We start from the raw sequence: 22,522 nt of genomic DNA, 5'->3' as shown, positions 1-22,522 counted from the left end.
AAGAACAGGGTCGCATTTGGGTCTACGGTCTTATTATTACTATTATGGGAGGATATTCATGACACTCGCAACCATGCGTCAAATTCTTGACCACGCTGCCGAACGCGGCTATGGCGTACCCGCCTTCAATATTACCAATCTGGAAACGCTTCTTGCGGTGCTCAATGCTGCGGAACGCACGGACAGCCCGGTCATCGTCCAAGCGAGCCAGAGCGCGCGGAAATATGCTGATGACATCCTGTTGAGCGGCCTTGTCAAAGCTGCGGCGCAACGCTTTCCCAACATACCGGTCTGCTTTCATCAGGATCACGGCTCAACACCGGAAGTCTGCGAAAGCGCTATCGCGCTAGGTTTTACCAGCGTGATGATGGATGGATCGTTGGAGGGCGATGGCAAGACACCGGCAAGCTACAGCTACAACGTCGACGTCACCGCCAGGACGGTAGCATACGCGCACGCCCGCGGTGTGTCCGTCGAGGGCGAAATTGGAGTTCTCGGCTCACTCGAAACCGGCGGCGGCGAGCAAGAAGACGGTCACGGCCTCGTCGGGACTCTCAACCGCGAGGCATTACTCACCAATCCACAACAGGCCGCGGATTTTGTTGCAGCAACCGGTGTTGATGCACTAGCGGTGGCAATCGGCACGTCACACGGAGCCTACAAGTTTTCCCGCAAACCGACGGGTGATATTCTCGCTATGAATGTCATCTCTGCTATCTACCAGCTCCTCCCTTATACTCACCTCGTAATGCATGGCGCCTCAACTGTACCCGAAGATCTACAGGATCTTATTAACGGTAGCGGCGGGCACATGCCGAAAACTTTTGGAGTGCCGCTCGAGGAAGTCGAGAGTGCCATTCGAATGGGGGTTCGCAAGATCAATATTGATACCGATCTGCGAATGGCTCTGACGGGATCGGCTCGAGAATATTTGAAGACCAATCCGAGCTCTTTTGATATTCGCAGTATGTTCAAGCCCGGTATCAGCCGTATGGAAGCTGTCTGCGTGGAGCGGTTCGAACGATTTGGAGCCGCAGGAAATGGGTCGAAAATCAAGGTGCTGCCACGGGAGTCGATGGTGCGATTTTATACCTAATCCATTGTCAAAATAATGAAATTCTCGGCGGGATCGAATTCCCGTCGAAGCATTCACAATGGTTATTCTGTGAACGACGTATCTAGAGCACGTCCATTGAACGCGGAATCGCGTTTGAGGATTCCCCTGGCTGCCGAATTCTGATTCTATCGCTTCGACTGGTGATTTGGTCGGAGGCAATATGACCCGAGCTTTCAGTGATGATTTGCGTAGCCGCGTTCTGGCTGCGTCACGCGATGGCATGTCGGCGAGATCGGCGGCAGCCAGATTTGGAATTGGCATTTCAACGGCCATCGCCTGGATTGCCAGCGCACGGGCCGGCCAGTTGACGCCTGCCAAGCAGGGCCGACGCGGTGGTTCACGCCTCGACGCTCACGAGGACTTCATCATCCGCATAATCGAAGAGAAAAAGGATATAACGCTCAACGAGATGGTTCTGCGATTGCGCGAGGACAGAGCCGTATCGATCGGCCGCAGCGCGCTTGACGTCTGGCTGCGAAAGCGCGGCTGGACTTTCAAAAAAAGACCGCGCATGCACTGGAGCAGGAGCGTCCTGACCTGCTGAAACGTCGTCAGGATTGGTTCGACGACCAACTCGATCTCGATCCGGCGCGGCTCGTCTTCATCGATGAAACCGGCCTGAACACGAAGATGTCTCGGCTTCGTGGACGGGCCCCTTGCGGAGATAGATGCCGCTCACCGGTCCCGCACGGCCATTGGAAGACGACGACGTTTACCGGAGCCCTCAGGCTATCTGGAATGACCGCACCCATGGTTTTGGACGGCGCGATGAACGGGGTAGCATTCTAGGCCTATGTCCAGCAGGTTCTCATTCCAACCTTGGTGCCGGGCGACATCGTCATCATGGATAATCTGCCTGCACACAAAGCGGAAGGAGTGCGTCACGCAATCGAAGACGCCGGATGCCGGTTGCTTTACCTTCCTCCATACAGTCCAGACTTCAACCCAGGAAAAAGACTAATGTTGGATTGTGAGTAAAATTTCGTTCCAATTGCTGGCTTGAAATGGGCACGGACGTTGGCTGAAAAGAGCTGGGCTTGAATGATCTAGCACGCGTTTCTTCGCGGTTCAGGATTGGCAACTATCCGTTTGTATCGGCTCTCAGTTGCTAAAGGTTTCGACTTTTCGATACGGGCGGAGGTGAACGGCTCCCGCCATCCTAGGTTGGCCGACATAAACAACGATAATAAGCTGGTTGTGATCAAAAACTTTGAGAGCACCTTCCACTTGCTACTATCGCGATCTGGGTTGATGGCAACTGCCTTACCTCCCTGTTAGTAGAGGACATAATATTCCCGTCGCGCGTTTTTGCAGACCATGCCCGAACCGAAGCTGGCCATGGCCCTCACGATAATCGTCACACTAGCAATATTATTGCTTCTTTCTCCCCCCAATGTTCAAACCGTACCCAGCTCAATGCTTTCGGGTCACATTCTGATAAGCCATATAAAGAATTCGAGGATTAGTGTTGTCTTCTTCTAACGATTGCAGTCTTTTTATCTCTGCATTCAAACTATTGAAGAATTCGCTTGATCGCTCGATTTCCGGGTGATCCGCGAAGAAGTCGTTCACAGTCATCGCCCATATATCTTCCTTCGAGCACGGAGGTGGGTCTTGATCAATTCCATATAGCTTCCCGGTGCAGTGATCCTCATATTGACTATTAGAAAAGTCTTGAGATTTTGGAACGGATGGTTTGTCGAACGAAATGAGAAGGCCGAAATCAAAAAGCGCGCGAAGTGAGCAGTCATGTTGCTCCAAGTGATCCTTGATGCCCTGACAGGCTTGAATAGCTCCCGATTTCTTAAGCTTGTTTGTACGCCTGATATACTCGGAGCGAGATATCCCCAGTCTCTCAGCGTCCCTCAAACTATCCTCTTCGTTGGCGACCATATCTGTCTGGTCGAGACGATACTTGCTCAGATCGGCTTTGCTGAGGATTTGTATATCCTCAGGAGGTATAGTGAACATATCATCTGCCAAGGCCTGCGGGATGTTAGTCGAAGCGAGAAATTCCCGGGTCGCATTCAATACGGTATCCATGATCTGCTGGAGCGGAAGCGTAGTTTGCTCGGTGAGGTAAGGACGATGAATTCCAATCTTACCGTCAGGATATTTGTATCGACCCGCAGCCAAAATCAGGACGCATGAACTCATGCAAACTTGCTCTTTCCCAACCGCCACATACGGAGCGTGCTGGCGTGCCCATTTTGCAATCTTGATGGATTCATACAGGTTGCCGCCGCTGGAATCCAGCAAAGTCGCATATCTTCCGCGAATTGATTTCGGCTTTGTCGCGTATAATGCCTTGATGAGGGCAAGATCTCCTTGAACAATATCACCCTTTATCACTACGAACCCGGAATAGACAGGGCAATCACCCACGCACTCATCAACGGTAATTTCAGCCGCAATAGATTGGCTCCCTCCAGACATGCACAATATTGGCAGAAGCAACAAATAGAAAATTACCTGAATCATGACCCCTCCTCACTGTTAACGTCATGCCAAAAGGGTTCCCTTTATGTCAACGCCAAGGGGGGTTCGCGAGAACAAGAATGGCGTTAAGATAAATGGCGAAGCTCAGAATATTTACTATGCGCCCACGGACAGAAAAGAAGAACGTAGATCTAGTAAAAGCAAAAAAAGAAGCAGCTCGGATTGGTTATGCGAGGGTTTCTACAGACGATCAAAACCTTGATTTGCAGCTAAATGCCCTTCGTTTAGCAGGATGTAGCAAAATATACACAGATCAAGGCGTTTCCGGGAAAGTATCTAATCGACCGGGGCTTCAGGGAGCACTGGATCACCTTTCCGATGGAGATACGTTGGTGGTTTGGCGACTTGACCGACTCGGTAGGTCTCTCGTTAATCTCGTTGAACTTGTGAATAATCTTGGAATGCAAGGTGTCGAATTTCAGTCGTTGACGGAGAGTATCGATACGACATCTTCTGGTGGACGGCTAATATTTCATATTATGGCCGCGTTAGCTGAATTTGAACGTTCTCTTATTAGCGAACGAACCAGGGCTGGGATGGAAGCAGCACGATTGAAAGGAAAGCATTTAGGACGGCCGCGAAAAGTGAAAAGCAACGAGCGAAAGGAAATAAAAAGCGTGTTTATGAGAAAGACTTCCATATCAGAAATTGCTAAGAAATATAAGATTTCAGCCCGTGCCGTTCGCGCAATAGTTAATAGTTCGAGTGAAACGGTTTAATATAGAGGGCGTACGACATGTGCGGTCGATTTACACTGCGCCAACTTTGGTCAGAGGTTCATCGGCTGTACAATTCTACGTCGCAAAAGGGCCATTAACCGTAGTCTCAGGTAATGGAAAACTGTCGGCCACCGCCTTCCGCTGGTTACATCGGGTTGGGGCATTTCGAGTGCCTAGGCGTGCCGTAACCATTCATTGCTTAAAACTACCCGGATAACGCTGTTCCCCAGCTTTTCCATTCAGTACAGCGCCGCTAAAGCTGTTTGCGCACCTGGTCTAGCAAGTGGAAATGAACTAACAAGGGGGCAACATGAAGAAACTATTGATATCGATGGCCATTACAATGACGGCCTTCTCAAGCTATGCGAATGCGGCTTGTAGAACTATGAGCCAAGTTTCGGACAACATGATGCAATTGGGATACACGGAAGAATGGGAGGGCGATAACAATCGCGATGTTCTAGACTTCGTTCAAGCGTACTCGCGGATGTGGTGCGGCGGCAAGTCTTGCAAAGCGGACACTGACGCCGTCTTAAAGGCGGATCACGTCATTGTTTACTCGGGAAAAGACGATAGAGCGGTCTTTTTCAATCGCAAAGGCTGCAAATCGCATTCAATAGTTCATCGAAAAGGTGATTTGACCAGTATTTGGTGAGACTTGTATTCATTTAGACATTGGTGGTTGACATGGAAGATCTAACACAACCAACAAACGGCGAACACACCTACAAGGTATTGAAGTTTTTAACTAAGTCCATTATCCAGTTTCTGCCGCCAGGAGCGTCAGGGACAGCCTCAGAGTTGTTCGACCTTTTGGTATCGGATCCCGCCGTCAAAAGGCGAGACCGCTTCATGATGGATCTTGCCAATAGGCTAGAAGAACTTGCCGAAAATGCAGTGTTTGACCCTGCATCGTTGATACAGAACGATGATATTAGTGCATTCCTGCGTCACTCCGTACAGATTGCTATTCGCTCGCGCGGCGCTGAAAAGCTAGAAGCGCTCAAAGAAGTCGCGGCTCGAGGTACGATAGCCAGCGATGAGGAAGAACGAGCTCCTGCATATGTTGCTTTGGGTATAATAGATCGGCTAACAGAGTATCATATCATTCGGCTACAATGGGAAGTGAAGCCACGCAGATCTTACACCTACGGAGAGGTCAAGGCTGGCAACTTTGAAGGTCTGCATTTTGGTCAGCCTACATTCTCTGATCCATCCGCTCTAAAGTACCCGTCTGAGGTGTTTAATTATGAGGGAACTGTACGGTATGTTGAAAAACAGAGTGTCCTGAACTTCCGTTTAGCATATGCAGATCTTGCCGCAATGGGCCTCCTCACTGCCGTACCTGAGCAGGAAATTTATGTTGAGAATTACCGTGAGAAACAGAGGCCAACGGGGAAGATAGCTGAATATGTCCCTTCGGAACTCGGTAAGTTTGTTGTTCAGTATATCGAGCCTTTGCAGACACCCAGTAGCGTTTAACGTTGTTTACATCAGAGAAACAAACAGACCTTTATCTTCTAATTTGTGGAAACCTTGCCCGTGTTCACGTCGAGATAAACGCGCTTCGAACCTCCGTCACAATAGGTGAAGTAGATGCCGACACCTCTGCTTTTTTGTGTCGAGCGCATCCAGCCCCCCTCATCAATAAAATCTTGCAGCGTGCATTGACCTGAGGTCATTAGCGCATCGGCGGCGGCAATGAAGCGATCTTTATGGTCCTCGTATCGGTCGGAATCTTTTAAAGCCTGCTCGATTGCGGAATTTCCTGCTTTAGCAGGCGCAGGCCTTTCCTTAGACAGACCATCGAGTTTAATCCATTCGGCGAATTTGCCATCAACGATACCATTCGCTTTGTCACAGACTGCTCTCCCTGAATCCACATATTGGGATTTGCCTCCTGAACACGAGGCATCATAAACCCGCGTTACACGGCCCCAGCCGTTCTGCGTCTCCAGAATTCTCGCAGACTCACGGAAGAAAAGCTTTCCAACTGTTCCACACTTGTCGCTTGGGCACGTCTTGCGTTCGATGGCGCCGATCTTGACCCAAAGCTGGTCTGCTGCTCCCGCTGTAAAGGAAATGAAGGTGGCAGCCGCCAGCGCGATCACAAGGTTAAGTGTTTTCATATCGCTGATCTCTTAAAACTTTAAATCTGGTGTCGACGCTGCCGCATCGGCTTCTATGTCAACACAGCCTTTCAAGATGACGTATGAGCCATCACTAAATCTAGCAACCTCATCACAATGATTGCGTATAGACGAAGTAAGCCCAGACCAATTGGACTTCAGCTCATTGTAAGAGCTCTGCTCCATCTCAATGCATCCTTTGTAAACAACTGACGAGCCTCCACTGAAGTCCGAGACCCCTTTGCAATAAGTTGCCGGGTCATAACGCGGTAAAGATTGCGCGTTCGCAGATGTCGCAGTAGTTGCGAGTAACGCAATTCCGATTGCGGTAACAAATTTCATGATTCCAGCTCCAAGCCCTCGTTGGACATTATCTGTGTAAGCATAAACTTCGACTCCGACGACGTATGCTTACCACCAGTAATTCATAGCTTCAGGCATTTCCTTTTTGCTACGAACGCAAAAAGAGGGCCGTAGCCCTCTTTCGGTCAGTGTCGGTAGAAAAGATCAGAAGCTAACCTTCAATGACGCGTTGACGCCATTTCGTTGTGCTCCAGAGCCGAACTGACCGCTATAGGACAGACCAAGTGTGGCGTCCTTCGACAGCACAAAATCCAACCCGGCTTCGATAATGGCGGTGTCCTTGGCTATCGGCGCACCAGTCACGGTGAAAGTGTTCGAGCCCAAGAAGCTCGCGGTCGAAACAGGGTTCACGTCTCCTGCTGCGGCGTGTCTCCAGCCAAGATCAGCGCGTGCGGTAGTGGGGATCGATCCCAGATCAAACGTAGTCGAAGCTCGGAATCCGAGGGTGCTGAACGTGGTGTCCGTCGTGTCGGATTCCATGGATAGCGCTGCTGCCGTCTGGCCGTCCTCGTTGAAAGCATCAGTTTTCAATCGCACATAGGACAAATTGGCGTACGGTTCGAGCACAGCCTTCGGGAGTCGGATTTTGTATCCGAGCTCACCGAATATCTGGAAGGTTCCCGCATCGTATTCAGCGCTCAAGCTATCATTGAAAGCGCGGAAAGCGACAGATCGGTTCATATCCAACTGATGCCAAGTGTAAGCAAGGCCGGAGCTGAAAGCCAATGCGTTGCCGTCAGACATCTGCCATTCGGTGCCCGTGTAAGCACCAATGGTGTAGTTATCGCTGCTGCCGGCTGATGCTCTGCTATCGACATCGAAGGAGGTATGACTATAGCCAGCCAGGAGTCCCAGACGCCAGTTTTCATAAACAAGCCTGTCGATACCTGTTACAAAGCCGCCAACTGACGATTTCATGCGGCTAGTGTTGCTGGTCGAATCCTGTTCACTCCAAGCGCCGTAAACGTATCCCCATCCCGTATAGAGATTTTTAGAGTCCAGCTCGGGTGTCATTTCCTCGAAGGCTTCAGGCTCCTTGGGTGCTGACACATAGTTCATGGTTGCCACAGGTGCCGTCGGCGTCATGCCGCTAGCCTGTTGAAGACGACTGGTAATTGCGCTGTTGATGAAATGCGACTGATTGACAAGCGCACCTTTTGCAGACGCATATGCCTCACCAGACAGATTGTCATAAGCAGCTCGGGCTTCGTGAGCGGAGAGCATCAAGAGCTTGTTGTAAAGGGCCAGAGAACTTCCGGTCTGGGCGAGGGAATCCAGTGCCTGAGCGGTTGTAAACTCGTTTTGCGTGTTTGCCACTGTTGTAAACAGAGGGGTTGGCTTCGGGTTTTCGCCTTCTCCCGGATTGCCACCAGGATTTGGATTGCTCGGTTCCGGTTCGGTTGCAATAGGCTTCAGCTCAACGTTAAAGGCGTTCGAACTCTGTTCTGGATCGAGTGTGAAGGTCAGAAACGCTGAGTTCGAAGTCACATCAGCAAATTGACCACTGACTAAATTGCCTGCTGTCAGAATGTCGTAATTCTGGCCTGCCTTGTAGCTGATCTCTGGATCGAGTGCCGTTATGACGAGATGCGAACCGCCAATGTTTGCACGACCTGTGACATTGACGAGATCGGCAGTGCCGTTACCTGACAGCTCAGTCATAAGAAAGGAGCCAGGCTGAAGTGTCAGGTCACCATTGATCGTCAACGTTCCAATCGAGTTGCCAGGTGAGAGAATGCCACCGGATTGGATGCTTACGAGAGAACCTGCGCCAGAACCGAGCGTGCCATAACCGCCGAGACTTGCGCCGTCGAACACCGTCACGTTGCCGCCGAGTTTACCGTTTCCGAGTGCGTCTCCAACAATCAGTTTACCGCTTTTGACCGTGGTAGAACCTGCATACCCGGAACTGTCTCCAGTCAGAGTGAGCGTATTGGCTCCTTTCTTGATGATTTCGCCGTCACCAGCATAAACGCCTTTCCAGGAAACTGCATTCGAGCGATCATAGATTAAGGTGCCAAGGTTGGTAATTGTGCCAGTGAAGTTGGTGCCGCCTATGTGCCCTGTCGTGCCACCGTTGCCCAGCTGAAGTGTGCTGTCAGGCCCAATAAGGACGTCGCCTCTTGAACTACTGGTGGTGGTAAGAGTGAGCTTTCCGCTGCCGACGTGGGCGAAAAGACCATTGCCAGTAATTTCTCCGTTGTAGAGGACGTCATCTGAGCGATTGAAAACAACCGCGCCATAATTGGTTATGCTGCCAGCGACTGATCCTTCAGTACCGCCATTTCCTAACTCCAGGACAGCACCAGCCATGATGCCTGTCCCGCCTGTATAGCTATTGGTACCAGTGAAAACTTGTTGTCCACTACCGATATTTACGCCGCCAACGCCGGAGATCACACCGCTAAACGTTCCAGCGGCGTTATTGATTTGCAGGTAATTGCTGCCAAGCGCGACATTTCCATGGCCTGAAAGGTTGTTAATCTGTGCGGAACTGGCATTGGAAACGTCGAACGTTCCATCAACATGAACGCCGCTTGATTGGTTCACGCGCCCTTGACCAGATAAAGCTAATGTCGCGCCGTCGGCAATCGTGGTTGCTCCAGTATAATCATTCATGCCTTCCAAGGTCAGCGTACCATTTGCGGAATTGCTACTATCCTTGACTGTCAGGCCACCGCTTCCTGATATTGCCCTTCTGATCGTGCTCTCGATCCCTGCCATGTCGATGGTACCACCACCTGCCGACAGATTGATTGTGCGCGACGTCGACAAATCAAAGGCCGAGCCAAATTTGAGTTCGCCGCCATCGAAGGTTAGTCCTCCATTGACGTCACCGAGATTGCTATCAGAGGAAACAGAAAGCGTACCCTGGTTGAGAACCGTGCCGCCTGCATAAGTGTTGTTTCCTGAAAGCGTAAGCGTACCCACACCGTTCTTAATAAGCCGCGCCGCCGAACCACCGCCTGAATTCGCCTGAATTCTGCCCGTCAAAGATATCTGATGTCCGGCCGTGTCTACCGCGAGATCGGTATCGGTGTTCAGACTGAAATTGTTGGCTAATGTTACGTCTTTGTTGGCAGAGAGAGTGCCTGTAGCAAAAGTTGTCGTAATTCGCGCTGTTGAAAGGGCATTATTATCGCCCGCTATGATAGTGCCGTTGCTAAGAAGGATGGACCCTGAGCCGCCGCCAAATGTGTTAGCATTGTTAAGGACGAGCGTCCCTCGTACTGAGATACCCGTGCCACCGCCGCTGATCTGACCGTCAATTACAAGTGTTCCAGTGCCAGTTTTATCGATGAGGCTGGATCCGCCATCAATATTTCCGGTAACCAGCCCCGTGCCTAACGTAGAGAACGTCAACATATTACTATTTGTGACGATATTCCCAGTTAGTGTTGCATTGCCGCCGCTGGTTATTTGAACCGTCCCCGATGTTAACAAATCAAAGTCATCCGCGACGGTTTGTTCACCGGAGATAATGAGCGTACCGCCTGAAAATACACTCTGAGCTAGCGCTGATGAAATGAGTGTTGTCGAAGACAACACGAGTATGGACGCCGCGATAACGCGGCGCGAAGTATTTCGCGATACTGACATGTTTCCTACCCCAAGACGCTTTACGACCGCAGCGTCTGTGTGCCCCAAGTTTGATCTTCGCATTCGAATGGACGATGCGAAGATATTGCCCATTTTTATATTCTCAAATTTATGAAGTATTTTTAAGAAGAAATCTACGAAAAACCAGCGGATTGTGAGCAAAAATCCCCATAAATTGGGATAGACTTTACCTGACTATACTTGCGAAGCTTACACAAAAAGCCGCCCAACCATATTGGCTGGGCGGCAAGTTAAGAACCCAGGGTCAACCCAAAGTCCTATCTATGGAAATCGCTATGCTTGTTCTGTTTGAGGGGGCGTCGCGATTTCCAAACTTGTTTTAGAACTTCACATTCAAAGCGGCGTTGAAGCCATTCTGGGTGGTGTCGTTACCAAACTGGCCGACATAGCTCAGACCTAGTGTCGATGCTTCTGTGATCGCGACATCAAAGCCTGCTTCGACCAGCGCCGCGTCCTTGGCAATTGCGACACCTTCGACGGTAAAGGCATTGCTTCCTGCGAAGTACTGTGTGGATTCCGGCGTGATGTCACCATAAGCGTGACGCCAACCGAGAGTTCCCTTCAGATTGGCGGTGGTGGCACCAAGCTGGACTAGAGCCGATGCCCTCAGACCAAGGGTTGTGAAGGTGGTGTTGGTCGTTTCGCTGTTAACTGACAAAGCTGCCGCACCGCCCTTTTCAGTAAAACCATCGGTATGCAAACGAACATGCGACAGGTTGGCAAACGGTTCAAAGGATGCCGCTGCCGTATCGATGCGATAACCAAGTTCACCGAATGCCTGGAACGTACGGGCATCATAATCAGCATCGAGGCTGTCGCTGAAACCAGTATAGGAAACCGAGCGTGAAGAGTCGATGCTGTGCCAAGTTTGCACGAGACCAGCACGCAAGCCAATCGGACCCCACTGGTTGCCACCATAGATACCCAGGTGCCAATTGTCGCTCGTCGCCGAAGCATAACGTCCCTTGGCATCGAGATCGGTCTGGCTGTAACCACCGACAACGCCGAGACGCCATCCTGAAGCAAATCCTACATCTACGCCGGACAAGAAACCGCCCGTTGTAGTTTTCAGGCCGCCTGCATTTGAGTTTCCGTCGTGATCAACCCACGAACCGAAACCCGAAGCCCATACGCCGTAATCATATGAAGCAGGCGCAACGGCTTCGAACGGCTGCGGTGCACTGCCTTTCGGCGACTGAGCGAACGACAAGACAGGTGCGTCCTTGGCAGCCACACCTGCGAAAGCTGAACGAAGGCGATTATTGATTGCATCAGCAGTCAAGTTTGCGGTGTCGATCAGACCCGTCTTAACCGAAGCATGCGTATCGCCCGACAGCTGATTGAAGGCATCACGGGCTTCGTCTTCGCTCGTCAGGAACAGAACCGAGTTGTATAGTTCAAGCGACGAACCACTTTGTTCCAGGCTATCCAGCGCACGAGCGGTAGCTAACTGATTGTTCGTCTGTGCCACCTTTTCGAATACGACTGGCGGGTTCTCTGGATCGATAGGATCAGAAACTAGGCCCACGGTCAGATCGACCGCGTTTGCCAGATGCTGCAATTCAGCTGTCAGGAAAATCGACTTCGATACGGCTTCAGAGAACTGGCCGTCAACGCCGCCGCCTGCAGTCAAGATCGTATAGGTCTGACCGTCTTGGTAGCTCACCTTATCGTCAAGTGCAGTAACCTCGACAGTACCACCTTGCAGAGTTGCCTTTCCGGTCACATCGATACGGTCGCTCGTTCCGTCGCCTGCGATTTCGACCGCATAAACAGAGTTTGCACCGAATGTGGCGTCGCCCCCAACCGTTATCACGCCAATCGAGTTGCCGGGTGTGATCGTTCCATTCGCGGAAAGATCACCAGCAATATCCCAATTGCCGCCCATAATGGAGGTCGGATCAACGAGGACACTGCCGCCAACGGTAATTGGGGTGCCGATGCTTCCGCCGTGGGTGGAGGAAGCGTTATTCAACTCGACATCGCCGCCGATATTCGCACCTGAAGGATCGAAATTGAAGGTGCTGTTCGTACCAGTCAGGTTGCCCGCGATCTCGGTACCAGCTTCGAAAGTCAGTTCTGTGCCGGATTCGGCGTCCAGATCAGTGATGCCTTCGATCTTGCCATTATAGGTCGCACCTTGCTCAACCTTGACATTGGTGAGACCGGTCGTCTTCGTAGCGTCAGTATCAACGATATCGCCGCTCGATGAAGATCCAGCTTGCAGGTTCAGATTGACGATACCGTCGCCGCCAGCTGCTTCACGATTTACCTTGAGCAGGGTTCCGTTATTCTGCGTTGCGGTCGTGCCGTCGCCCAAGCTCAGGTTCTGGGTCTGACCAGATTTCGTGAATGTGGACTCGAACGTTTCCTTACCGGAGATAATCGAGGTATTGTTGAGCGTCACATTGGCGCTGTCAGTCAGTCCAATGCCGATCCCACGTTCGGAATTCAGTGTGGAATTCGAGACCGTGAGTGTGCTGCCATACTGAACCTGGCCGATATAGGCGTTCTCACCAGATGCAGTAATAGTGGTGTTTTTCAGATCTATCGTACCGAACGTTTGCTCGTTGCCAACTACTGCGCCAGCACGGAAACCATAGCTGTCAGCGCCCGTGGTATTAATCACAAGGTTCTCAGCGTTAATCACGCCGCCATCAGTTGTTGCCGTACCACCAACAGCAATAAGACCGTTGGCATTTTCATGTGGGGAATTGGAATTCTGCTCGCCGAGAATGTTATACGTACCGCCGTTCAGATTAAGAACGCCACCCGCATAGGCCCATGCAGCGTCGCCAACGTCGCCAGAAGTGGTGATGTTGACGTTCTCGGCATTGAGCACAGATCCTGTACCAGATGCATACACACCGTAGGCCATGAAACCTTCGGTCGTGATCGACAAGTTTTTCAGGTCAACATCGCCGCCATTGTACGCATATGCGCCGTAGGCACGTTGGCCAACTGTGTGGATTGTCGTACCGTCTGCACTGACAAAAGAACCGTCGCCTTGCGAGAAGAGAGCGTAGCCGCGCGACCCATCGCCATCTTGCGTTCCTTTGCCTTTGTCATTCGCAGTAGTGATTGAACCGCCTGTCAGGCTTATTTGGCCACCGTTATCAGCAATCGCACCATAAGAATGAACACCATTCGTCGTGATGACGGTGTCTACGACCGTGATCGTGCCGCCAACGGTGTTTTTATCGTTGTTGGCGAGCAAACCGTAGGCTGCATCTGCGTTGGTTATAATTGTAGAGTTGTTGAGGGAAATAACGGAATCGCTCTCGGCAAATGCGCCGTGTCCGTTCACACCGGTTGTCGTAACTGATGTGTTGCCCTGGATCGTTCCACCTTGAACGGCATGCAGACCTACAGAGAAGATTCCTCCAGTGGTGACGCTCCCCCCTGAAAGATTGACCTTACCACCCGGATTATTGGCGTCTTCGCCAGCCTGAACGCCATGGGTCTTATCGAATGAGGTTGTGACGTCGGCGCTTGAATTGACGATGCCTCCGTTGCTGGCGAGAATGCCATAAGCGCGTTCACCTGTTGTCGTGATCGAGCCACCGTTTAACGTAACTTCGCCGCCGTTCTTGGCATAAGCACCGAATGTCCAGCTGGAAGCGGTATCTATATCAACATCCGTCGCGATGATTTTACCGCCGACAGTATTCATATCGTTGTTCGCGAGCAGGCCATATGCAAGGCTGCCACTCGTGGTGATAGAGCCGCCAGTCAGATCGATTGTCGAGAAAGATTCTGCAAACGCGCCGTAAGCTCTGGCACCCGTTGTACCGACAGTCGCTGTGCCAGAGATTGTGCCGCCATCAATAGCATGAAGACCATAAGAATCATTTCCGCTCGTCGTAACATTCACGCCGTTGCCGAGATTGATTGCTGAATGATCTGCACCGTCTGCGTTGCCACCTTTGGCACCGACCTGAATTCCGTGAGCCTTGGCTCCAGACGTGATGACAGCTGTATCGGAGACATTCGCAATCGAGCCATTGTATACGAGCATGCCCCATGCCCGCTTTGTCGGCCCGCTCGTGGCAGCTTCAAAAGTGTTACCACTCGTCGTATCCGTGCCGCCCGCAGAATACCGATATGCGGCTCCATCCGTTGTAACTGCGGGCTCAGCTTTCGCAACTGCGCCTGTTAGAACCAGTGCAATGGCGGTTGACCCCAGTACACGCGCCAGATCTCTGGAAATTAATGACATGTCTTACCCTCAGAATTAGCCTGGAACACAGGCTCGTTTGAATGCAGAAATACTGGTCGAGACAGATGGTATCCTTGGGCATGGGTAGCCCCGGCCATCACTGCATCGATCAAGTGAGTATTGGTTTCGACGCCCTCAACGATGACGGTCGGAGCTGCGCATTTTGCCAGTCCGATCATGAATTGAAGGCTGTTGCCCCGAGGATGGGATTCCTTGATGTCTCGCACGAATGCGGCGTCGATCTTGACGATATCGACCTCCAGCCGTAGCAGCTGCCAGGGTGTGACTTGACCGCTTCCGAAGTCGTCGACAGCAACGAGACAACCGAGCTTACGCGCAGCCGCCAGACATCTGTTGGTGGTCACAATGTCGCCGAGCGGTCGCGTTTCGGTGATTTCAAGGACCAGACGGTGAGCCAAATGAGCACGTTCGACCAACTGACGATAAATCAATGACCATTCGGCGTCAGTGAGGCCGTCTGTAGAGATGTTGCAGCCCAAAACGGCACGTGGATCAGCGTCCAATTCGTCAAGTACGAGCTTGATCATGTGTTGATCGAGAAGCGGGGTTTTACCCCATATATCGAGGATGGGAATGAATTCGCGAGCGCTTGTGACTGTACCATCGCGATTCAGAAGTCGTGCAAGGCACTCGCCGTATAGCAACCGGTCAACATCTGTTACCGAGTGTACTCCTTGAACCGCAAGAAAAATGCGGCCCTCTCGAATCGCATCAATTATTGTCGATACCCACGCTGAATCGGCTATGTCGAGAGGATCCATCCAACAATCCCCTCTAAATGAGAAACAGTGGAAGATCATGGAGAGAAAGAGAAAACCCTTTCCAGCTCCTGTATAAAGACTCATTCGTTCGCAAAAAATCCCCCCGGAATTCACCATTTAACTTGCGATAATTTATTGATGCCTCTGTAGTTAAGTTTAGTGCAATTCATTTTCTAAAATCGCTATCATGCAAATTTTCTCATGTCAATCGGTGGTTGTGTTTGCCTTACCAAGGCCAAAGGATGGTGTTGTCATGTCTAGATGACGCCCGTTTGGCACTTTGATTTTGGTGATGTTACAGTCTTGCGAGCTGGGTGCTGTCATGTCTCGCGCCTGTTTATGCGACACAATATGGCCGCTGGCCCTGATGCCCGCGAGACCCGCTCCCTAGCGGCCTCTCTAGTGAATTCCATTGGGAGCGGCGGTCCGCCAATCTTAAACTCCCCTTTGACCTCTAGTTTTTGAGGGTTCAAAATTAGCGCTCCCCAACCAAGAACGGCAATTCGCATGGCCCATCTCTCTCCACTACCCTAGCTACTTTGATCAGAGCTGCCATCAGATCTGGCCTAGATGCCTACAGTTTGTGCACGACATCTATATTCGGAGATGGTACGCGTAATTTAATGTGGTTCACCGGAGCTTTGTACTTCATCCCAAGTACGCAAAGTCCTTCGTCCTGGCTTAGAAGACAGCAGCCGTTCCTTGTGTTTTGCCTAGTATTGGTTTGTTAGTTTAGCGCGTCTGCGTTCTAGGCCGAACTTCTTTCACGATCCGTCTCGACGCCAGTCGATTCGAAGTATTAACTCTAGGCTCAAGGGAAATGGAATAGCTGCATACGGATTGCCCAACCCAAAACCGTACCCCGGTAGGTCTGGTGGGCCGCCGCCCTTGACTTAGAAGACGGGGTTGTCTTTGTGACCAGCTGCTGGTTCTCACTGATTTCAAGGGTCCAAATCATCTGCGACATGAGATTCATCAAACCCTCGGTCTGTTGAAATGCCAAAAGCCCTGCCCGCTGATCAACGTCTATGGTGGACATGTCATTGCTGTGCAGTATTTTCTGAATGGTGCGATCTACGGTCGAAGCTTCGCCCAGCGCCTGCCCTTTCCCGAAAATTGCGGTACAATTAATGTTTACAGGCCCACAAAGCCATTTGACCCATGGCTTGGGCGCTCCTCATCCCACTCGGGATCGCGGCTCAGCGGGTCTGTCTCCGGCTTCGCCAGCCGTTGTGGCTGTTTCACCCTTGCCAGCACGTCTTCGGACCGCGCCAGCACCGCGTCAATGGCAATGAGATCGATGCCGAGCAGCGCGACCCCCTCATCCAAACGGTCGTGTCTCCCCTGGGAATCAACTGTCGCCTTTTGCACGGCGGCAATTTCGTTGTCCGCGCCGATGCCGTCACACCCAGGCTTTGCTACCAGCCACCCCTGCCGCAGACTGCGCAAACCGCTTGGGCTCAGCGCCCGTCCGGCGCATGCGTGGCGATGCGCCCTCGCATCTGCAACACGTCGCGGGCAATGGTCAGAGCATGTCTGGGGAGAACGGATATCGCGCGCCGCATCATGCAGGATCAGATCCTCCATTTCGACCAGCTCGTCATCAAGCCACAGCGAGGCGCAGGCGTCGGCAAAATGGAACCGTTCGATCAGTCCCGTGCCGACCGGCGAAGGAGCAAGCCGCTCGTCGAGCCGCGCTAAAGCTTCACTGGTGTGGCTTTTACTTCCCAATTTCAAACGTAGAAACGTCATTTATCCTTTGCACTTACGCGATAAAAGTAGGGCGACTTATCGCTAACGATTTCAATTCGGCACCTTGCCATGCCCTGGAACGATCGAATTTTACCGATAGCTCGCAATATCTCGAACGAGCAATGGTCGACGGCACGCCGCATTGCGCGCGAACTGGACAAGGTTCTTGATAGCAGCGGCCCAAAAGAGACTGTCATCGCGCGGGCAGCGGCCGAACTCCGGCTGACCACCCGGCAGGGCACCGTTACCTTAATCAAAGTGTAAACGTCAGCAACGATAATAGGGTATGACAGAACCTCGTGCCTCGCTTTATCGTCGCCATCGTTATCCAGCTGAGATTATCGCGGAAGCTGTCTGGTTGTATTTCCGCTTTCCACTGAGCTTTCGTATGGTCGAAGATATGCTGGCTTATCGTGGGATCTTCGTCACACATAAGACTGTGTACGAATGGGCTGAGAATTTCGGACGGACCTATGCCAGTAATATCCGTCGCCGCACACCACGCCTTGGTGAAAAATGGCATCTGGATGAGGTTGTCATTACGATCAAAGGTGAGCATCACATTCTTTGGAGAGCGGTTGATCAGGATGGTTTCGTGATAGATGTTCTGGTCCAGAAACGCCGCAATACCACGGCTGCCAAGCGTTTCATGTGCAAGCTTCTCTCTGCTCAGGGCTGTGCACCGCGGGTTATGGTCACCGATAAATTACGATCTTATGGCGCTGCCAAACGAGCTATAGGCCTTAGCGGTTGCGATCATCGCCAGCATAAGGGTTTGAACAATCGGGCAGAGAATTCGCATCAGCCGATCCGACGACGGGAGCATGTTATGAAGCGCTTTAAATCGGCGCGACATGTGCTAAACTTCACGTCGATACATGATCCGATTTACAACATATATTATTTCCCCTGCAACCAATTCGATGCCGCTGATCATCGTGAGTTACGACAAGCCGCCACTGACATGTGGCGTGAAATAGCGTGCCTGAAATCTGCATGACAGATGCCACAAAGAATGAGCCACGTCCGCAATCTCGTTAAAGTAACAGTGCCACTTTATCTGATCAACATCAAAAACAAAACTAGGTCAAATTCAGCGTGAATTCAACAGATCACACCCTATCGAGCTAATTGCGCGGTCTATCCCGGTAGAAATATTCGGGCGATGTTTTCGTCTATCCGGCGCGGGCGACGGGTTTCTGCATCAACGCAGCACCAGGAGCTGTTTACTTCCGTTGCCACATCATCACTGCGCTTAATAGTGGTCGTGAAAAAGGCGCGTGATCCCTTCATGCCTGTGGCGGTTACCAGAGCTTCTACACTGTCGTTTAAAAACAGCGGCGCATGATAGCTAATCTCGTGTTTTAGGGCCACCCAAAGGAGTTGAGCTTGGTTTTCGATTGAGGATTTAGCCTGCCAATAGCTGATAACAGCCTCTTGTACCCAGCGCAGATATACCGCGTTGTTGACGTGTCCCATATCATCAATATCGCCTGGAGAGATAATGACAGGGTGCCGAAAGGTTGTGTTCTTTATCATGACCAAAAAATGGGGAGTTGCAAGGCTAGATGCAACCCATTCATTTTACAAACGGGCACAATCTAATGGCCCATTGCCCTTACTGAAAACCAAAAGGTGAGTGTGGAAAAGCCATCCCAAGTCCATCAAGTCTTTGGTGTGTTGATGCCGAGTGACCGCTTTGCAGTTCATTTGTTTTCAACGCGTATGGGAACGTGATCCGACGGCTTTGAATTGGAGCCAGGATTCTTGACTGGCGCTCTGAAACAGCGGGCGCTTGCCTCTCATGAGAAAAGGAGGCGCTGTTCTTAACTCGAAGTTCAAATCAAAAGCTCACCAAAAAGTCTGTTAGGTCTACGTTGGCCGCTTGGAAACTTGCTATTATTCCCTCCGTTCTTTCAAAAAAATTGTTACCAAATTCAGGTGTTCATTCAGAGGTGTGAGGACAGAGCAAAAATCCTCTTCTGACATTGACGAACCAGGCAACTCTTGACGCGCTTGAAGTTTCGCCTTAATTGTACCAGATATTGTACATATATAGTGCGATACGAAAGGATTGCTCTCATGGATGTAATGACTTACTCGGACGCGCGCGCGCAACTGAAAAATGTGATGGACCGCGCAATCAACGACAAACAGGAAGTCGTCGTGACGCGTAAAAATGGTGAGTCCGTCGTTGTTGTTTCCTTAGAAACATGGAACGCGGTAAATGAAACGCTTCACCTCTTGTCAACGCCGCACAACGCTGCGCGTTTGCGTACTTCAATCGCCCAGCTCGAAGCTGGCAACGGCGAAGAACGTGAGTTGATCAAGTGAAGCTTGTTTTTTCGGAACAAGCTTGGGAAGATTATTTGTATTGGGTGAATACCAATAATAAGACGCGCGACCGCATCAATGAACTGATTAAACAGTGTCAGAGAACGCCTTTTCAGGGAACTGGTAAACCTGAACCATTAAAGGGCGACTTGACTGGTTGGTGGTCGCGCCGCATCTCTCAGGAAGATCGCATGGTTTATCGTGTCAGTGGAACGGGCAATTCTCAGAGTTTGGAAATTGCGCAGTTGCGGTTTCATTATTAACCTGTGTTTACAGTATTCAATAGAATAGAAACGTTATCCAATAAGGCAACGAACGAAGTATTCAGGATATCAACTGCTCATTTTCGACAGCCTCTTCTTTGAGCCGTGATCGTATCTGCATTCTGATCGATTTCATCTATTTTGCCCGCTGGCGCGAGATTGAAGTGTGAATAAGAATTAGTGGTATGCAAACGATAATCACTCTCTGGGTGGCCTCTATGTCCCAATGAAGGGGTGTCTGTGCTTTATAGTCCGTCCAACGATACGGCGGCGGCAAACTTTGGGGGTGCGGATAAAAACTTGGACTGGTTTTACGTCACAATGCCAAGACAGTTTCGATATTCGATTGGGCTGCGTGCGCCAAGTGATATCTTAATCCGCTTCTCGTTGTACCACCGAATGTAGCCATCAACTTCATTGATAAACTGCTCGAGTGTGGTGTTCTTCCAATCGCTGGGATAAAAGAACTCTGTTTTTAGCCTTCCGAAGAAGCCTTCGCATGCAGCGTTATCTGGAGAACACGCCTTGCGGGACATTGAGCGCACCAGCTTCGCATCACTGATCCTCGATAGCCAACCCGGCCAGCGATAGTGTGCACCCCGATCAGAATGCACTATTGGCCGCTCATCTGTACCTGTGAGAGTTTCTATTGCGGTATCGAGCATCGTGTTGACCAATTCCGCATCTGGTCTCGTTCCGATAGACCAGCTTATAACCAACCCATCGAAACAGTCGATGATGGGCGAGAGATATACCTTGCCAGCCGGGATATGGAATTCAGTGATATCGGTCAGCCATTTCTCGTTTGGGCCTGCGGCCTGGAAGTCGCGATTAATAAGGTTCTCAGGCGCCGGACTAATTTCTCCGAGATAAGAGCGATATCGCCGCCGCTTTGGCGTGGCAACGATCAGGTTCTCCTGTTTCATCAAGCGCTGCACAACCTTCTCTGAGATTGTAACGGATTGTTTGGCTAATGACGCCTGTAGCCTGGGGTAGCCATAGCATCGACGGTTGGCTTCGAAAATTTCGGTGATGTTTTGACGAATAGTGAGGTACTTGTCGGTAATCCTCATGCGAGTTCGATGGTAAAAATATGAGCTGCGCGCCAATCCCAACTGAGTAAGCAGATCAGGGAGTTGATAAAGGTATTTGAGGGCGTCAACCAACAGCGTTTTCTCCCGATTACTCAGAAGTTGCAGATCGACGCCCAGGTCTTTTTTTATGAGTTCGGTCGCTTTCTTCAAAAGGTCGTGCTCAAGCTGCAGTTTCTGAATATTGTGCTGCAGTGTTTCGAGCTGGCGCTCTAATTCTTCTCTCTCTGGCACTGGCGGTGAGTTGTTCTTGCGTTTCATGATTGCGGGAGCCTCCGGACCAAGTAACTGGTTTTTCCAGTTATACAGTGTCGGTCTGCATACGCCGAGCTTTTCGGCCAAAGCCTGTGCACTTTCTTGCCGATTATAAAGTCCGACGACGCCAGCCTTCTTCAGCGCATCAGGGTATCGTGGACGTCCAGTTCTTCCAGTGACAGCTTTGCTAGTTTCGGGAAACACCTCACGAACCCATGCTGTCAACGTTGCACGACCGGGATAGCCCAAGGCGCGCATCGTTGCAGAAACACAACGACCATGCGTGCGGTAGTGTTCAACAGCCACTTCCTTCTGCGCCTGTGTGAACTTAGGCGCTCGGGGCGCAAATCCTAAACGCAGATCGAGATGGTGCTCATATTCCAGGTACCAGGCCTTCAAAGCGTTCTTGCTTGGATAGCCCAACTGGCGAATAGTCGCTTTCGGGCGCTTGCCAAGCTCGATGTAAAGCGCAACTGCTCGTATCCGGTCTTCGTAGGAATACATGAACTACCTCCCTGATAGTCCAAGTTTTCGTCCGCACCCCCACCGGGTCATGTATGGATACCCCCATTTGTGCAAGTTGGAATTTGGATAATTTAGACGTGCGATCGGGTGCGGTCATGTATCAGGCCTGTTTTGCGGCATTCACATAGCCGCTGGCCGGTATGGAGCTTAGCGGTTCTGGTGCAAAATCACTTCTACGGGCTCTAAGCCCATTGACCCGGATGCGTTTCCAGAACCGTTTGCCGATCATTGTCCTTACTATCCGTTGACCTCCTCACACGCCGTCGTTCCGCTCTAACTTGCCGATTTAACTTACGCGACAGTCAGTAGCGGATCTCTATAATCTTCCCTCTTTGTCTGCATTGCCCAAAGGCTGCGGGCCATCTTGTTTGCCAAAGCTATGGCAACGACCATTCTAGGTTTACGTAAAAGCATCGCATGAAGCCACGTTCCATGTATTGGCGCCTTTTTACTTGCCCAGCGTATTATCGACATGGCACCGATTATGAGCAAACGCCGAATATCGCGCTGCCCCATTTTCGATGTACGTCCCAAAATCTGCTTTCCGCCACTCGAATGTTGGCGCGGCACAAGACCCAACCATGCAGCAAAATCCCCACTGCGCTTGAAGACACTCAGCGTGGGGGCGAATGCTTCAATGGCCATAGCCGTGATAGGCCCTAGACCGGGCATGGTCATCATACGCGATGAAGCGTCAGACCGTGCGGCTTCTTTCTTTAGGACAGCTTCGAGAGATAGAATCCGCGTCGAAAATGTCTCAATCTGCTCAAGGTAAATGCGTGCCGTTTCCACTATCAGCCCATCTACCGTGGGTGTTGTCACGTTAAGTTTCTCTGGCCGGAAAGGCCAGGGG

General features: G+C 51.1%; 18 protein-coding genes and 1 pseudogene. 9 read left to right on the top strand and 10 right to left on the bottom strand.

Annotation, left to right across the window (positions count from 1 at the left end; genetic code table 11):
* Positions 1-58: 58 nt before the first annotated feature.
* Both fba and CEV34_RS00105 read left to right on the top strand, forming a co-directional pair.
* Positions 59-1,096: a class II fructose-bisphosphate aldolase gene (gene fba / locus CEV34_RS00110; protein ID WP_094543000.1), complete on the top strand. Its 1,038-nt coding sequence runs from the start codon at positions 59-61 to the stop codon at positions 1,094-1,096.
* Between the two features lie 181 nt (positions 1,097-1,277).
* A pseudogene (locus CEV34_RS00105) lies at positions 1,278-2,065 on the top strand (IS630 family transposase); the annotation flags it as partial.
* Between the two features lie 465 nt (positions 2,066-2,530).
* Here the strand turns inward: CEV34_RS00105 and CEV34_RS00100 are convergent.
* The gene (locus CEV34_RS00100) at positions 2,531-3,598 is read right to left on the bottom strand and encodes a COG3904 family protein (RefSeq protein ID WP_094542997.1); all 1,068 of its coding nucleotides are present in this window, start codon (positions 3,596-3,598) and stop codon (positions 2,531-2,533) included.
* A gap of 92 nt (positions 3,599-3,690) precedes the next feature.
* Here CEV34_RS00100 and CEV34_RS00095 point away from each other — a divergent pair, with 92 nt between their 5' ends.
* The 3 genes from CEV34_RS00095 to CEV34_RS00085 all read left to right on the top strand — a co-directional run bounded on the left by CEV34_RS00095 (position 3,691) and on the right by CEV34_RS00085 (position 5,817).
* Entirely contained in the window at positions 3,691-4,335 is a 645-nt protein-coding gene (locus tag CEV34_RS00095) for a recombinase family protein (protein ID WP_328589882.1), read from the top strand.
* Between the two features lie 310 nt (positions 4,336-4,645).
* Complete coding sequence (locus tag CEV34_RS00090; RefSeq protein WP_094542996.1) at positions 4,646-4,990, top strand: hypothetical protein; 345 nt, start codon at positions 4,646-4,648, stop codon at positions 4,988-4,990.
* 32 nt (positions 4,991-5,022) lie between these two features.
* Complete coding sequence (locus CEV34_RS00085) at positions 5,023-5,817, top strand: hypothetical protein (protein ID WP_094542993.1); 795 nt, start codon at positions 5,023-5,025, stop codon at positions 5,815-5,817.
* Between the two features lie 38 nt (positions 5,818-5,855).
* Here the strand turns inward: CEV34_RS00085 and CEV34_RS00080 are convergent, their stop codons facing one another.
* The 6 genes from CEV34_RS00080 to CEV34_RS00040 form a co-directional block, all read right to left on the bottom strand.
* Positions 5,856-6,464: a hypothetical protein gene (locus CEV34_RS00080; RefSeq protein ID WP_094542991.1), complete on the bottom strand. Its 609-nt coding sequence runs from the start codon at positions 6,462-6,464 to the stop codon at positions 5,856-5,858.
* 12 nt (positions 6,465-6,476) lie between these two features.
* Positions 6,477-6,806 carry a hypothetical protein gene (locus CEV34_RS00075; RefSeq protein ID WP_094542988.1) on the bottom strand — a complete coding sequence of 110 codons (330 nt, stop codon included), beginning with the start codon at positions 6,804-6,806 and terminating at the stop codon, positions 6,477-6,479.
* Between the two features lie 165 nt (positions 6,807-6,971).
* Entirely contained in the window at positions 6,972-10,193 is a 3,222-nt protein-coding gene (locus CEV34_RS00070; RefSeq protein ID WP_094542985.1) for an autotransporter domain-containing protein, read from the bottom strand.
* Between the two features lie 574 nt (positions 10,194-10,767).
* Positions 10,768-14,667 carry an autotransporter domain-containing protein gene (locus CEV34_RS00060; protein ID WP_094542980.1) on the bottom strand — a complete coding sequence of 1,300 codons (3,900 nt, stop codon included), beginning with the start codon at positions 14,665-14,667 and terminating at the stop codon, positions 10,768-10,770.
* Positions 14,658-15,449 (bottom strand): EAL domain-containing protein, encoded by a 792-nt coding sequence (locus tag CEV34_RS00055; RefSeq protein ID WP_179253445.1) that lies wholly within the window; start codon positions 15,447-15,449, stop codon positions 14,658-14,660. Before CEV34_RS00055 ends, CEV34_RS00060 begins: the two co-directional genes overlap by 10 nt.
* Positions 15,450-16,583: 1,134 nt before the next feature.
* Positions 16,584-17,201, bottom strand: coding sequence for a hypothetical protein (locus CEV34_RS00040; protein ID WP_235818995.1), 618 nt, complete (start codon positions 17,199-17,201; stop codon positions 16,584-16,586).
* Positions 17,202-17,270: 69 nt separating this feature from the next.
* On the opposite strand from CEV34_RS00040, the gene CEV34_RS00035 reads away from it, so the two are divergent.
* Both CEV34_RS00035 and CEV34_RS00030 read left to right on the top strand, forming a co-directional pair.
* Positions 17,271-17,465, top strand: coding sequence for a hypothetical protein (locus CEV34_RS00035; protein WP_094542971.1), 195 nt, complete (start codon positions 17,271-17,273; stop codon positions 17,463-17,465).
* A 22-nt stretch (positions 17,466-17,487) separates the two neighbouring features.
* Complete coding sequence (locus CEV34_RS00030) at positions 17,488-18,201, top strand: IS6 family transposase (protein ID WP_094542969.1); 714 nt, start codon at positions 17,488-17,490, stop codon at positions 18,199-18,201.
* A gap of 140 nt (positions 18,202-18,341) precedes the next feature.
* Here the strand turns inward: CEV34_RS00030 and CEV34_RS00025 are convergent, their stop codons facing one another.
* Complete coding sequence (locus CEV34_RS00025; RefSeq protein ID WP_094542967.1) at positions 18,342-18,740, bottom strand: acyl-CoA thioesterase; 399 nt, start codon at positions 18,738-18,740, stop codon at positions 18,342-18,344.
* Between the two features lie 543 nt (positions 18,741-19,283).
* On the opposite strand from CEV34_RS00025, the gene CEV34_RS00020 reads away from it, so the two are divergent.
* Positions 19,284-19,535, top strand: a complete 252-nt coding sequence (locus CEV34_RS00020; protein ID WP_094542965.1) for a type II toxin-antitoxin system Phd/YefM family antitoxin — start codon at positions 19,284-19,286, stop codon at positions 19,533-19,535.
* Positions 19,532-19,798 carry a Txe/YoeB family addiction module toxin gene (locus CEV34_RS00015; protein ID WP_094542963.1) on the top strand — a complete coding sequence of 89 codons (267 nt, stop codon included), beginning with the start codon at positions 19,532-19,534 and terminating at the stop codon, positions 19,796-19,798. The genes CEV34_RS00020 and CEV34_RS00015 overlap by 4 nt, the downstream gene beginning before the upstream one ends.
* Before the next feature lie 311 nt (positions 19,799-20,109).
* Here the strand turns inward: CEV34_RS00015 and CEV34_RS00010 are convergent, their stop codons facing one another.
* Positions 20,110-21,648: an IS3 family transposase gene (locus tag CEV34_RS00010; RefSeq protein ID WP_094542961.1), complete on the bottom strand. Its 1,539-nt coding sequence runs from the start codon at positions 21,646-21,648 to the stop codon at positions 20,110-20,112.
* Between the two features lie 312 nt (positions 21,649-21,960).
* Positions 21,961-22,522, bottom strand: a 562-nt coding sequence (locus tag CEV34_RS00005; protein WP_143853285.1) for a transposase, incomplete at its 5' end; no start/stop codon positions are given.

This window comes from Brucella pseudogrignonensis (assembly GCF_002252525.1).
In the GTDB taxonomy this organism is placed as follows: domain Bacteria; phylum Pseudomonadota; class Alphaproteobacteria; order Rhizobiales; family Rhizobiaceae; genus Brucella; species Brucella pseudogrignonensis.
The sequence above is the reverse complement of the archived record's forward strand: the minus strand, read 5'-3'. Positions and strand labels throughout refer to the sequence as shown.